Source organism: gamma proteobacterium symbiont of Scutellera amethystina (assembly GCF_059730845.1).
In genome coordinates this window covers 2,348,290-2,362,404 of record NZ_AP035935.1, presented here as the reverse complement: position 1 = coordinate 2,362,404, position 14,115 = coordinate 2,348,290, and the positions used below count along the sequence as shown (strand labels likewise).

The following is a 14,115-nucleotide window of genomic DNA, read 5'->3' as shown; positions in this document are numbered from 1 at the left end:
AATGAAATATCCATATCTGGCCGGCGAATAATCTATTTTTACGCTGCGCTGATTACCCATCATAGATGAAATACCGGGTTGTTCAGCGCTAATTTCTCGCTTTTGCCCGCGCGGGCGCAAAATAAAAACGGCAAGCGTTGCGCAACAAAAAACGCGCCTAACCTCATGAAAAAGTGAAAAATAACGCATTGCCAATAGGTTGGCAAAAAATAGCTGCGTTGCGCAACAAGGCGCTTTTCGGGGAGTAATCCGATTTTAACGCTGATTTTCTGCTTTAACGATTCAACACTTAGTCTTTATTAATTGATTGTGCCAGGCTGATTTGGCGAATAGCAAAATGTTCCATGTGCTCCAATCATTTAAAAGGATAATCTCAATGTCCAATCAAGACCAACAGTCGCTAGTGCTCTGGTACAACCAGCTTGGCATGCATGATGTTGATCGGGTAGGGGGCAAGAATGCTTCCCTGGGAGAAATGATTACCAATTTGTCGTCGCTCGGGGTATCCGTGCCAAACGGCTACGCGACGACATCTTACGCTTTTAATCAGTTTCTCGACCAAAGCGGACTGAACCAGCGTATTTATGCATTGCTGGACAACACGGATATTGATGATGTTGCAGCGCTGGCGCAGGCCGGCAAACAGATTCGTCAATGGGTGGTGGATACGCCTTTCCAGCCAGAGCTGGAAGCGGCGATCCGCAGCGCCTATGAACAACTTTCTGCTGATGACGCCGAAGCCTCCTTTGCGGTGCGCTCTTCGGCCACCGCCGAGGATATGCCCGATGCCTCGTTTGCCGGCCAGCAGGAAACTTTCCTTAACGTGCAGGGCTTCGACGCGGTGCTGGTGGCCGTGAAGCACGTATTCGCCTCGTTGTTTAACGATCGCGCCATTTCATACCGCGTGCACCAGGGCTACGACCACCGTGGCGTGGCGCTCTCAGCCGGTGTGCAGCGCATGGTACGTTCCGATCTCGCCTCCTCCGGCGTGATGTTCACCATTGATACCGAATCCGGCTTCGACCAGGTGGTGTTCATCACCTCGGCGTTCGGTCTTGGCGAAATGGTGGTGCAGGGCGCGGTCAACCCGGATGAGTTTTACGTGCACAAACCGACGCTGGCTGCTAATCGCCCGGCGATTGTGCGCCGGACCCTGGGCTCGAAGAAGATCCGCATGGTGTATGCCGATTCGCAGGAGCACGGCGAACAGGTGCGCATTGAGGACGTGGAACAGGAACAGCGAGACCGCTTTAGCCTGACCGATGACGAAGTGCAGGCGCTGGCGCGCCAGGCGGTGCTGATTGAGCAGCACTATAAGCGTCCGATGGATATTGAGTGGGCCAAAGATGGCCACACCGGTAAACTGTTCATCGTGCAGGCGCGGCCGGAAACGGTGCGTTCCAACGGACAGGTGATGGAACGCTACAGCCTGCAGGGCAAAGGCAGCGTGCTGGTGGAAGGCCGAGCCATCGGCCATCGCATCGGTGCGGGTGAAGTGAAGGTGATTCACGACATCAGCGAGATGCACCGCATCGAGAAAGGCGATGTGCTGGTCACCGACATGACCGACCCGGACTGGGAACCGATCATGAAGAAGGCGTCGGCGATCGTCACCAACCGTGGCGGCCGGACCTGTCACGCGGCAATCATTGCACGCGAGCTGGGCATTCCCGCGGTGGTGGGCTGTGGTGACGCCACTGAGCACCTGAAGGACGGTCATAAGGTCACGGTGTCATGTGCCGAAGGCGATACCGGCTATGTGTATAACGATCTGCTGGACTTTGAAGTCACCAGCTCGCAGGTTGATACCATGCCGGATCTGCCGCTGAAAATTATGATGAACGTCGGTAACCCGGATCGCGCGTTTGACTTTGCCTGCCTGCCAAATGAAGGCGTTGGGCTGGCGCGGCTGGAGTTCATCATCAACCGCATGATTGGCGTGCACCCGAAAGCCCTGCTGGAGTTTGATCAGCAGACACCGGAACTGCAGGCGCAGATTGGTCAGATGATGAAAGGCTTTGACGATCCGGTGGAGTTCTACATCGCGCGCCTGACCGAAGGCATCGCCACGCTGGGGGCGGCATTTGCGCCGAAGCGGGTGATTGTGCGGTTGTCGGATTTCAAAACCAACGAGTATGCCAACCTGGTCGGCGGCGAGCGTTACGAGCCGGAAGAGGAAAACCCGATGCTGGGCTTCCGCGGCGCCGGACGCTACGTGGCGGACAGCTTCCGCGACTGCTTTGCGCTGGAGTGTGAAGCCGTGAAGCGCGTACGCAACGAGATGGGGCTGACCAACGTTGAGATCATGGTGCCGTTTGTACGCACCGTCGATCAGGCCGAGGCCGTGGTGGCCGAGCTGGCGAAGCAGGGCCTGAAACGCGGCGAGAATGGACTGAAGGTGATCATGATGTGCGAGATCCCGTCCAACGCGCTGCTGGCAGAGCAGTTCCTGCAGCACTTTGACGGCTTCTCTATCGGCTCCAACGACATGACGCAGCTGGCGCTGGGGCTGGATCGCGACTCCGGCGTGGTGTCGGCGCTGTTTGATGAGCGTAACGATGCGGTGAAGGCGCTGCTGTCGATGTCGATTCAGGCGGCGAAGAAGCAGGGCAAATACGTCGGCATCTGCGGCCAGGGGCCTTCCGATCATCAGGACTTTGCTGCCTGGCTGATGGAGCAGGGCATCGACAGCCTGTCGCTCAACCCGGATACCGTGGTGGAAACCTGGCTGAGCCTGGCTGAGCTGGACGCGGCCAAAGCGTAATCTGTTACACCTGCCTGGTGCCCGGCAACCGTCGGGCACCTGTCCCTTATCCCATCCCACTTTTCACAACATAAGATTGCCATAAACCCAGCGCTGACGGCGTTCGCCGCCGGGCCGCTCTGTTTATCGCTGAATTGCAGGCAAAAAAAAGCCCATCACAGGGGATGGGCAAAGACTACACACAGCAATTCTTCACTTTACTCAGGGGAAAAAGGTTGTTTAAAAATCAGTGGCTTGATTTAAAACATAGTGAACATGTTATTCACCGCCGCCGCTGGCGTCTTTAAGAATCCTCTTATTAGTTTAAAGCTGATAATCTTTCATTACGTTTTATGACCCATCCGGCACAGGAATCAGTGCGAAAAATAATCATTTTATCGGTGCGATCGGGCTTAAACGCTGAAAAGTGCGTTTTTTCTTAAAAATCACTAATGGAAAAAATTATTGTGCCGCGAAATTAAGTGGTACGGATTAATGAGTGTTAACCACGGCTGACTAATGCAAATCACGTTGGGTGCGGAGAAGGAAAAGCGGATAAGCAAACCGGGCCTGGGGCCCGGTTATGCGCCGGAAGCGCGTTACGGCTGCGGCTCTTCGTGTTCGGCCAGTGCTTCGATGGCCGTTTCCGGATCGTCATCCGGCGCCGGCGCTTCATGCATCCACACCGAAACCAGCCGGTAAGAGACCGCCAGTACGACTGGACCGATAAACAGTCCAATCATACCGAAGGCGATCAGCCCGCCGATGACGCCGGAAAGTATCAGAATCATCGGTAAATCGGCGCCCATGCGAATCAGCATCGGACGCAGCACGTTATCCAGCGTGCCGACCACGCAGCTCCACACCAGCAGCACCGTGCCCCAGGTGGTGTCGCCGCTCCAGTAGAGCCAGATAATTGCCGGCACTAGCACAATCAACGGTCCAAGCTGCACCAGGCAGGTAAGAATCATTAATACGGTCAGCAGCGTGGCATACGGAATGCCGGAAATCGCCAGACCGATGCCGCCCAGCACGCCCTGCACCAGCGCAGTCACCACCACGCCGAGCGCCACGGCACGGATCGCCTGACCGGCCAGCAGCACGGCGGCGTCACCGCGCCGTCCGCCCATGCGGTAGGCAAAGTGACGGATGCCGAGACCGACCTGCTCACCGCGCCAGTACAGCAGCACGCTGAACAGCAGCATCAGGGCAAGGTGCAGCATGAAACGGCCAAAGTGTCCGGCCTGGGCGACAAAGAAGCCGGTGGTGCGGCCAATATAAGGCTGAACCTGGCTCATGATCGCCGCGCCGCCGCCGTCGATCAGTTTATGGTAGCTGGAATAGAGTTTGCGTCCGGCATAGGGAATATCGCGCAGCCAGGCGAGATCCGGCAGCACCAGATGGCGCTGGGTCGCCCAGGCGATGACCGGCGCGCTGTTATCAATCAGGCTGCTGACCAGCAGCGCGATAGGAATAATAAACAGCAGCAATAGCAGAATCGTCATGGCAATCACCGCCAGCGAACGGCGACCCCATAGCAGTTGCTGCAGACGAATCATCAGCGGCCAGGTGGCAATCACCACCATGCTGGCCCAGGCGAAGCCGAGAATGAACGGCTGCACCACCCACAGACAGGCAATGATCATCAGCAAAATAAACATCAGCGAGAACAACATTTGCGGTAGATCCACACCGCGTTGCAGGCTTTTCATCACAACACAGACCTCAGTAATCCTTCAGGAGGGCGCTCCACGGCGCCTTCACAATGATGATCTATTTCCTGAAAATTAAACAGAAAAAGCAGCGCGACGCGGCCGTTTTCCTGAAAAAACAGCGGGCGGCAAAAAAATGTGATACAACCAAGAGCTGAAAAAAATTAACCACGCAAACGTTTACAACATCCCGGTCACGAAATAATGATCCCACAGATTTCTCAGGCGCCAGGCCTCGTTCAACTGGTGCTGACATTCCTGCAGTCGCTGAAAGAACAAGGTTTTACCGGCGACACCGCGACCAGCTATGCCGACCGCCTCACGCTCTCCACCGATAACAGCATCTATCAGCTCCTGCCCGATGCGGCGCTGTTTCCGCGTTCAACGGCGGACGTGGCGCTGATCGCCCGACTGGCCGGTGAGCCGCGTTTCAACAGCCTGGTGTTTACCCCGCGCGGCGGCGGTACCGGCACTAACGGGCAGTCACTCAATCAGGGCATTGTGGTCGACATGTCGCGCTACATGAACCGCATCCTTGAGATCAACACCGAACAGGGCTGGGTGCGGGTTGAAGCCGGCGTGGTGAAGGACCAGCTCAACGCCTGGCTCAGGCCGTACGGCTTTTTCTTCTCTCCGGAGCTGTCGACCAGTAACCGCGCCACGCTGGGCGGCATGATCAATACCGATGCCTCCGGTCAGGGATCGCTGGTGTATGGCAAAACCTCCGATCACGTCGAAGGCCTGCGTGCCGTGCTGCTGGGCGGCGAAATTCTTGATACGCGCGCCATGCCGACCGCGCTGGCGGAACAGCTGGCCACGACGCCGACCGCTGAAGGGCGCATCTATAAAGCAGTGCTTAACCGCTGCCGCGAGCAGCGTGAACTGATTCTGGCAAAATTCCCCAAACTGAACCGCTTCCTCACCGGTTATGACCTGCGTCATGTGTTCAGTGATGATTTGCAAACTTTCGACCTGACGCGCCTGTTGTGCGGCGCCGAAGGCACGCTGGCCTTTATCACCGAAGCCCGGCTGGATATCACACCCATTCCCAAAGTGCGCCGGCTGGTGAACATTAAGTACGATTCGTTCGATTCCGCACTGCGCAATGCGCCTTTTATGGTTGAGGCGCAGGCCCTGTCGGTGGAGACGGTGGATTCGAAAGTGCTGAACCTGGCGCGCGAGGATATCGTCTGGCACTCGGTCAGCGAGCTGATCACCGATGTGCCAGGTAAAGAGATGCTTGGCCTGAATATTGTCGAGTTTGCCGGCGACGATGCGGCGCTGATTGCGCAGCAGGTGACGACGCTGTGCGCGCGGCTGGATGAGCTGATGGCGCAGCAGCAGGGCGGCGTGATGGGCTATCAGCTGTGTGACGATCTGGCGGGCATTGAGCGCATCTATAACATGCGTAAAAAAGCGGTAGGTCTGCTTGGCAACGCCAAAGGGCGCGCCAAACCGATTCCGTTCGTGGAGGACACCGCCGTGCCGCCGGAGCATCTGGCGGATTACATTGTGGATTTTCGTGCGCTGCTCGACAGCCACGGCCTGAGCTACGGCATGTTTGGTCACGTGGATGCCGGCGTGCTGCACGTGCGTCCGGCGCTGGACATGTGCGATCCGCAGCAGGAGATGCTGATGAAGCAGATCTCGGACGAAGTGGTGGCGCTTACCGCGCGCTACGGCGGTCTGCTGTGGGGTGAGCACGGCAAAGGCTTCCGCGCCCAGTACAGTCCGGCGTTCTTTGGCGAAACGCTGTTCAACGAGCTGCGCCGCATCAAAGCGGCGTTCGATCCGGATAATCGTCTTAACCCCGGCAAAATCTGTACGCCGCTGGGTAACGACGAACCCATGATGCAGGTCGATGCCGCCACGCGCGGCAGCTGGGATCGCCAGATTCCGCTGACGGTACGCAATGACTGGCGCGGCGCGATGGAGTGTAACGGCAACGGACTGTGCTTTAACTTTGACGTGCGCAGCCCGATGTGCCCGTCGATGAAAATCACCCGCAACCGTATCCATTCGCCAAAAGGACGCGCCACGCTAACGCGTGAGTGGCTGCGCCTGCTGGCGGAGCAGGGCGTTGACCCGCTTAAGCTGGAGCAGGCTTTGCCAGCACAGGGCGCCAGCCTGCGCAGTCTGATTCAGCGCACGCGCAATTCGTGGCATGCGAAGCAGGGCGAATATGACTTCTCGCATGAAGTGAAGGAGGCGATGTCCGGCTGCCTGGCGTGTAAAGCCTGCTCGACCCAGTGCCCGATTAAAATCGATGTGCCGAACTTCCGATCGCGCTTCCTGCAGCTTTATCACACCCGCTATCTGCGCCCGGTCAGCGACCATCTGGTGGCGTCGGTTGAAAGCTATGCGCCGCTGATGGCGAAAGCACCGCGGGTGTTCAACTTCTTCCTGAAACAGCCGTGGATGCGCGACCTCAGCCAGCGCCACATCGGCATGGTCGATCTGCCGCTGCTCTCCTCGCCCAGCCTGAAGCAGCAGCTGAGCGGCCACCCGGCGATGCGGGTCACGCTGGAGCAACTGGAGGCGATGGATGCGGCCCAGCGCGAACAGCACGTGCTGGTGGTGCAGGATCCGTTTACCAGCTATTACGAAGCGCAGCTGGTGACCGATTTCATCCGGCTGATTGAAAAACTCGGCTACCGGCCGGTGCTGCTGCCGTTCTCACCTAACGGGAAAGCGCAGCACGTGAAAGGTTTTCTGCAGCGCTTTGCCCGCACCGCCGGCAAAACCGCTGAATTCCTCAACCGGGTGGCGCAGCTCGGGGTGCCGATGGTCGGTGTCGATCCGGCCACGGTATTGTGCTATCGCGACGAATATCAGCAGGTGCTGGGTGAGCAGCGCGGCACGTTCAGTGTGCAGCTGGTGCATGAGTGGCTGCATGGCGTGCTGGCCGGGCGCGAGGTGCAGATCGCCAGCGGCGAAGCCTGGTATCTGTTTGCCCACTGCACCGAGGTCACGGCGCTGCCGTCAACGCCCAATCAGTGGCAGGCTATTTTTGCCCGTTTTGGCGCGAAGCTGGAGAACATCAACGTGGGCTGCTGTGGCATGGCCGGTACTTATGGCCACGAGAGTAAAAATCTGGCGAACTCGCTGGGCATTTATGAACTGTCATGGCATCCGCAACTGCAGAAGCTGCCGCGTCAGCGCTGTCTGGCGACCGGCTTCTCCTGCCGCAGCCAGGTGAAACGCGCCGAGGGCAACGGTATGCGCCATCCGCTACAGGCTTTGCTGGAATTGATGTAAACAAATTGTAGGAGCCGTCACAAAGCTGGATTAGAATATCCAGCCTGCGTGGCGGACGAAATCACTTTGCAGGCGGGTCGCCTGGTCCCAGTCGCCGCTGAGCGCCAGTTGATGGCACAAACGGGTCAGCGACAGGCGTGCCAGCTGGTAAGCCTGAATACGGAACAGGCGATCGCGATCGGCATTGCCCATCTCCTGTACTAAGCGGTGGTGCAGCTTGCCCATCGCGTGCAGGTAGCTGTGATCGTCGCCGTTCAGCTGGCAGATTTCGGCCATGTCGAGACAGGTATCGTTAAAACGACGCAGTTGTTCAATGGAACAATCGGTGCGGTTGAGCTTTGCCTGAGCCAGATAGAAGTCGACGGTGATATCACGGACCGAAAACTTATATTCGTCGATTTTGTGTTGTAACCAGGCTGAGACGGAAAGCGTCATGTCGCCACCCAAAGTAGGTTAATGATAATCATTATCATATTAAACCGCGCCAGGAATGCAATTCCCGCCGTGAAATTTTATTGATTTCCTTTGCCTGTTACAAAAATCGGCAATAACAATCTCTTTACATTCAGCAAAGGCGTAACCTATCAATCAGAGCATAAACGTATAAAGCGAACTGGAAAATTTACGGCTTATGAACAGGTTACGTTTTGACGGCGCGCGCGGGAATGGCGCGCACAAGCTGGTGGGAAGGGACTATGCTTAATAAAGCAGCAGTAAAAAACAGCACGAGATGATTATCCCTGCAAAACAAGAGGTTGAAGTGATATCTGATATCACTACCATAGGGGGATAGCCTGAAAAGGCCCAGACTTACGAGGTAGCACTATGTCATCAGTAAATGCAGCGTCTTTTTCACCTGACGAATTCGTCTGGAAAGGGCTCACGCTGACCGAGTCGGCAGCGAAACAGATTCTCAGCCTGGTGGAACAGGACCCGGAAGTTAAGGGCCTGAAACTGGGTGTGAAACAGTCCGGCTGTGCCGGTTTTGGGTACGTTATGGATCTGGTGAAAGCGCCTGCCGATGACGACCTGCAGTTCGAGCAATATGGCGCAAAACTGTTTGTGCCGCTTCAGGCGATGCCGTTTGTTGACGGTACCGAGCTGGATTATGTCCGCGAAGGCCTGAACCAGATTTTTAAATTCAACAACCCTAAAGCTCAGCACGCCTGCGGGTGCGGTGAAAGCTTTGGCGTCGAGTAAGTGAAATATGTCACGACACAGCGAAGCATCTGACGATGTACAAACCTGGGAAGGCAGCCTGAACTATAAAGAAGGCTTCTTCACCCAGCTGCAAACCGACGAACTGGCACACGGCATCAATGAAGATGTGGTGCGTGCCATTTCGGCCAAACGTAACGAACCCGAGTGGATGCTGGAGTTCCGTCTCAAGGCGTTTCGCGCCTGGCTGGAGATGGAAGAGCCACACTGGCTGAAAGCGCACTACGATAAACTCGATTATCAGGATTACAGCTATTATTCCGCGCCGTCCTGCGGCAATTGCGATGACAGCTGTGCCTCTGAACCGGGTGCCACCCAGACGTCCGGCAGCGTCGCCTCCAGCGATTACCTGACCAAAGAAGTGGAAGACGCGTTTAACCAGTTGGGCGTGCCGGTGCGTGAAGGCAGAGAAGTGGCGGTGGACGCCATTTTCGACTCGGTGTCCGTGTCGACCACTTATCGTGACAAGCTGGCTGAGCAGGGCATTATTTTCTGCTCCTTCGGAGAAGCGATCCACGATCATCCGGAGCTGGTACAGAAGTATCTTGGCACCGTGGTGCCGCACAACGATAACTTCTTTGCTGCGCTCAACTCGGCGGTGGCGTCCGACGGTACCTTCGTCTACATCCCGAAAGGCGTGCGTTGCCCAATGGAACTGTCGACCTACTTCCGCATCAACGCGGCGAAAACCGGCCAGTTCGAACGTACCATTCTGATTGCTGATGAAGACAGCTACGTCAGCTACATCGAAGGCTGTTCAGCACCGGTGCGCGACACCTACCAGCTGCACGCAGCGGTCGTCGAAGTGATCATTCACAAAAACGCCGAAGTGAAATACTCCACGGTGCAGAACTGGTTCCCGGGCGGTGAAGGCGAGGGCGGTATCCTCAACTTCGTGACCAAGCGTGCGCTGTGTGAAGGCGAGCACAGCAAGATGTCGTGGACGCAGTCCGAGACCGGCTCAGCCATCACCTGGAAATACCCGAGCTGCATCCTGCGCGGTGATTACTCAGTGGGCGAATTCTACTCCGTCGCGCTGACCAGCGGTCGCCAGCAGGCCGATACCGGTACCAAGATGATTCACATTGGTAAAAACACCAAATCGACCATCATCTCGAAAGGTATCTCGGCCGGTAAGAGCCAGAACACCTACCGCGGCCTGGTGAAAATCATGCCGACTGCGACTAACGCGCGTAACTTCACCCAGTGTGACTCGATGCTGATTGGGCCAGACTGCGGTGCGCACACCTTCCCGTATGTGGAAACGCGCAACAACAGCGCGCAGCTTGAGCACGAAGCCACGACGTCGCGTATCGGTGAAGATCAGATGTTCTACTGCCTGCAGCGCGGCATTAGCGAAGAAGATGCGATCTCGATGATCGTCAACGGCTTCTGTAAAGACGTTTTCTCCGAGCTGCCACTGGAATTCGCCGTGGAAGCGCAAAAACTGTTAGCGATCAGCCTTGAGCACAGTGTCGGCTGATGCCACACGCGTTGCCGGAAGCAATGTGAAGGAAAGAGTATGTTAAGCATTAAAGATTTACAGGTTAGCGTTGAAGACAAAGAGATTTTGCGCGGTCTGAACCTCGATGTTAAGCCGGGCGAAGTGCATGCCATCATGGGCCCGAACGGTTCCGGCAAGAGCACCCTGTCTGCCACGCTGGCCGGTCGTGAAGATTATGAAATCACCGGCGGTTCCGTGACCTTTAAAGGCAAAGACCTGCTGGAGCTGGAGCCGGAAGAGCGTGCCGGTGAGGGCATCTTCATGGCGTTTCAGTACCCGGTCGAGATCCCGGGCGTCAGCAACCAGTTTTTCCTGCAGACCTCAGTCAATGCGGTGCGTAAATACCGTGAGCAGGAAGAGCTGGACCGTTTCGACTTCCAGGACTTCATCGAAGACAAGATCAAGCTGCTGAAGATGCCGGAAGATCTGCTGACCCGTTCCGTCAACGTCGGTTTCTCCGGCGGTGAGAAGAAGCGTAATGACATCCTGCAGATGGCGGCGCTGGAGCCTGAGCTGTGCATCCTCGATGAAACCGACTCCGGTCTGGATATCGATGCGCTGAAAATTGTTGCAGAAGGCGTGAACAGCCTGCGCGACGGCAAGCGCTCATTCATCATCGTAACGCACTACCAGCGCATCCTGGATTACATCAAGCCAGATCACGTGCACGTGCTGTATCAGGGCAAAATCGTGAAGTCTGGCGACTTTACGCTGGTGAAACAGCTGGAGGAGCAAGGCTATGGCTGGCTTACCGACCAGGAGTGATAACGCGCTGCAGCAGTGGCATCACCTGTTTGAGTCACGCGGCGAACAGCGTTCGCTGCAGGCACAGCAGCACTGGCAGCAGCTGATGCGTGTCGGCCTGCCGACGCGCAAGCATGAAAACTGGAAATACACCGCGCTGGACAGCCTGCTGGCACAGCAGTTCGTGCAGGCGGAAGCGCCAGGCGTGAGCGCTGAGCAGGTGGCTGCGCTGGCGCTGCCGCTGGACGCGATTTGCCTGGTGTTCGTCGACGGTCGCTTCCAGCCTGAGCTGAGCGCGCGTGACACCGGTCTGTTTGACGTGCAGCACAGCCGTGCCGCTGAGCGACGTCCGTTACCGGCTGCGGTACAGCCGGAGGTGTTCCTGCACCTGACGGAAAGTCTGGCGGAAGAGGTGACCTCGATTCGTCTGCCGCGCGGCAAAGCTGCGGCGCAGCCGCTCTATCTGCTGCACATTACCAGCGGCCAGGCGGATGCGCTCAACACGGTGCATCATCGTCACCATCTGGAGCTGGAGTCCGGTGCGGAAGCGCAGGTGATCGAGCATTACGTGACGCTGAATGGCAGCGCCCACTTCACTGGCGCGCGCTTTACCTTTGCGGTGGGCGACAATGCGCAGCTGAAGCATACCAAGCTGGCGTTTGAAGAGAGCAGCAGCTACCACTTTGCGCACAACGACATCGTGATTGGCCGTGACGCGCAGGTGAGCAGCACCAGCTTCCTGCTGGGTGCCGGTTTGTCGCGTCACAACACCAGCGTGCAGCTGAACGGTGAGAACACCCAGCTGTCGCTGAACAGCCTGGTGCTGCCGGTTGGCAGCGAAGTGGCGGATACGCGCAGCTATCTGGAGCACAACAAAGGCCACTGCCTGAGTCGCCAGCTGCACAAAACCATTTCGCGTGACAAAGGGCGCTCGGTGTTTAACGGCCACATCAAAGTGGCACAGCACGCGCTGAAAACTGACGGCCAGATGACCAACAACAACCTGTTGCTCGGTCGCCTGGCGGAAGTGGACACCAAGCCGCAGCTGGAAATCTACGCCGATGACGTCAAGTGCAGCCATGGCGCGACCATCGGTCGCATCGACGACGAGCAGATGTTCTATCTGCGCTCGCGCGGCATCGCCGAAGACGCGGCGCAGCAGATGATCATCCATGCTTTCGCCGCTGAACTGACGGAAGCGCTGGAAGATGACGCGCTGCGTCAGGTGGTACTGCAACGTATTACCGACCGTTTCCCGGGAGTTGAGTCATGAGTTTCGATCTCGAACGAGTCAGAGCGGAGTTTCCGATTCTGAGTCGTGAGGTCAACGGACATCCGCTGGCCTACCTTGACAGCGCGGCCAGCGCACAGCGCCCGCTCGCGGTGATCAACGCGGAAAGTCACTTCTATCAGCACGGCTATGCGGCCGTGCACCGTGGCATTCACTCGCTGAGCGCGCAGGCGACCAGCGATATGGAAAACGTGCGCGCCCAGGCGGCGCGTTTTCTGCATGCTGCCGCGCCGGAAGAGATTATCTTCGTGAAAGGCACCACCGAAGGCATCAATCTGGTGGCCAACAGCTGGGGCGGCAGTCAGCTGCAGCCGGGCGATAACCTGATCGTCACTGAGATGGAGCACCACGCCAATATCGTGCCGTGGCAGATGGTGGCCCAGCGTACCGGTGCGGAAATCCGTGTGCTGCCACTTAACGACAACGGCGAGCTGGCGCTGGAACAGCTGGCGGGGCTGATCGACAGCCGTACGCGCCTGCTGGCCGTGACGCACGTTTCCAATGTGCTCGGCACGGTTAACCCGGTGAAAGCCATCGTGGCGCAGGCGAAAGCCGCGGGCGTGGTGACGCTGGTAGACGGCGCTCAGGCTGTGATGCACCACCCGGTTGACGTGCAGGATATCGGCTGCGATTTCTACGTGTTCTCCGGCCATAAAATCTATGGGCCGACCGGGATTGGCGTGCTGTACGCGCGTAAGGCGCTGCAGGAGATCATGCCACCGTGGGAAGGCGGCGGTTCGATGATCGATCAGGTCATGCTGCCCACTGGCACCACCTGGAATGGCGCACCATGGCGCTTTGAGGCCGGCACGCCGAACACCGGCGGCATCATTGGTCTCGGCGCGGCGCTGACGTGGATCAGCGAACTCGGTCTGGAGACGATCCATCAGCGCGAGAGCCAGCTGATGCGTTATGCGCTGGACAAGCTGGCGTCGGTGCCGGACCTGGTTATTTACGGCCCGGCCGAGCGCAGCGGCGTGGTGGCGTTTAACCTCGGTAAGCACCACGCGTTTGACGTTGGCAGCTTCCTCGACCAGTACGGCATTGCCATCCGCACCGGCCACCACTGTGCCATGCCGCTGATGCGTCATTATGCGGTGCCCGCGATGTGTCGCGCCTCCTTCGCGCTCTACAACAGCGAAGAGGAAGCCGATCGCCTGGCGGCTGGCCTGACGCGCATTCATCGTCTGCTGGGCGGTTGAGCAGATTTCAGGAGTTATGCATGGCAAACCTGCCAGAAAAAGAGAAACTGGTGCGCAACTTCAATCGTTGCGCCAACTGGGAAGAGAAGTACCTCTACATCATTGAACTCGGGGCAAAATTACCAGAATCCTCTGAAAGCTTGCATCAGCCGCAGTACGTCATTTCCGGCTGTCAGAGTCAGGTATGGATTCGCATGACCCCACAGGCAGACGGCACCATTGCTTTTGAAGGTGACAGCGATGCCGCCATCGTTAAGGGCTTGATTGCCGTGGTATTTAGCCTGTATCAGAGTCTGAAAGCGCCAGAGATTCTGGCACTGGATGTCGCCCACTGGTTTGGCGAACTGGCCCTGACGCAACACCTCACCCCTTCGCGTTCGCAGGGGCTGGAAGCGATGATTCGCGCGATCCGGCATAACGCACAGTCTCTCAGCTAAGTTACA

At 57.5% G+C, this 14,115-nt stretch carries 10 protein-coding genes and 1 other RNA gene; 8 read left to right on the top strand and 3 right to left on the bottom strand.

Going from position 1 to position 14,115, the window contains the following annotated elements; genetic code table 11:
• Window positions 1–376: 376 nt before the first annotated feature.
• Window positions 377–2,764 carry a phosphoenolpyruvate synthase gene (ppsA, locus tag AC6I79_RS10950; RefSeq protein WP_031279179.1) on the top strand — a complete coding sequence of 796 codons (2,388 nt, stop codon included), beginning with the start codon at window positions 377–379 and terminating at the stop codon, window positions 2,762–2,764.
• Window positions 2,765–2,904: 140 nt separating this feature from the next.
• Here the strand turns inward: ppsA and rprA are convergent.
• Together rprA and ydiK are read right to left on the bottom strand one after the other, a co-directional pair.
• Window positions 2,905–3,012, bottom strand: an RNA gene (gene rprA, locus AC6I79_RS10945) — antisense sRNA RprA.
• 330 nt (window positions 3,013–3,342) lie between these two features.
• On the bottom strand, window positions 3,343–4,455 hold the full coding sequence (gene ydiK, locus AC6I79_RS10940) for an AI-2E family transporter YdiK (protein ID WP_021506235.1): 1,113 nt from the start codon (window positions 4,453–4,455) through the stop codon (window positions 3,343–3,345).
• A gap of 204 nt (window positions 4,456–4,659) precedes the next feature.
• On the opposite strand from ydiK, the gene ydiJ reads away from it, so the two are divergent.
• Window positions 4,660–7,713, top strand: coding sequence for a D-2-hydroxyglutarate dehydrogenase YdiJ (gene ydiJ, locus AC6I79_RS10935; RefSeq protein ID WP_159378233.1), 3,054 nt, complete (start codon window positions 4,660–4,662; stop codon window positions 7,711–7,713).
• Between the two features lie 30 nt (window positions 7,714–7,743).
• On the opposite strand, the gene AC6I79_RS10930 is transcribed toward ydiJ, so the two are convergent.
• Window positions 7,744–8,148: a hypothetical protein gene (locus AC6I79_RS10930; RefSeq protein WP_021506233.1), complete on the bottom strand. Its 405-nt coding sequence runs from the start codon at window positions 8,146–8,148 to the stop codon at window positions 7,744–7,746.
• 390 nt (window positions 8,149–8,538) lie between these two features.
• Here AC6I79_RS10930 and sufA point away from each other — a divergent pair, with 390 nt between their 5' ends.
• From sufA to sufE, 6 genes are read left to right on the top strand one after another with little or no spacing between them, the layout of a single operon-like run.
• Window positions 8,539–8,913: a Fe-S cluster assembly scaffold SufA gene (gene sufA, locus AC6I79_RS10925; protein WP_010616252.1), complete on the top strand. Its 375-nt coding sequence runs from the start codon at window positions 8,539–8,541 to the stop codon at window positions 8,911–8,913.
• Between the two features lie 7 nt (window positions 8,914–8,920).
• A complete protein-coding gene (gene sufB / locus AC6I79_RS10920; protein ID WP_021506232.1) occupies window positions 8,921–10,414 on the top strand; it encodes a Fe-S cluster assembly protein SufB in 1,494 nt (497 codons plus the stop codon).
• Window positions 10,415–10,453: 39 nt separating this feature from the next.
• Entirely contained in the window at window positions 10,454–11,200 is a 747-nt protein-coding gene (sufC, locus tag AC6I79_RS10915) for a Fe-S cluster assembly ATPase SufC (protein ID WP_136548587.1), read from the top strand.
• The gene (gene sufD, locus AC6I79_RS10910; RefSeq protein WP_059012320.1) at window positions 11,175–12,452 is read left to right on the top strand and encodes a Fe-S cluster assembly protein SufD; all 1,278 of its coding nucleotides are present in this window, start codon (window positions 11,175–11,177) and stop codon (window positions 12,450–12,452) included. Before sufC ends, sufD begins: the two co-directional genes overlap by 26 nt.
• Window positions 12,449–13,672: a cysteine desulfurase SufS gene (sufS, locus tag AC6I79_RS10905; RefSeq protein ID WP_021506229.1), complete on the top strand. Its 1,224-nt coding sequence runs from the start codon at window positions 12,449–12,451 to the stop codon at window positions 13,670–13,672. Before sufD ends, sufS begins: the two co-directional genes overlap by 4 nt.
• A gap of 20 nt (window positions 13,673–13,692) precedes the next feature.
• Complete coding sequence (gene sufE / locus AC6I79_RS10900; RefSeq protein WP_159378232.1) at window positions 13,693–14,109, top strand: cysteine desulfuration protein SufE; 417 nt, start codon at window positions 13,693–13,695, stop codon at window positions 14,107–14,109.
• Window positions 14,110–14,115 lie beyond the last annotated feature (6 nt).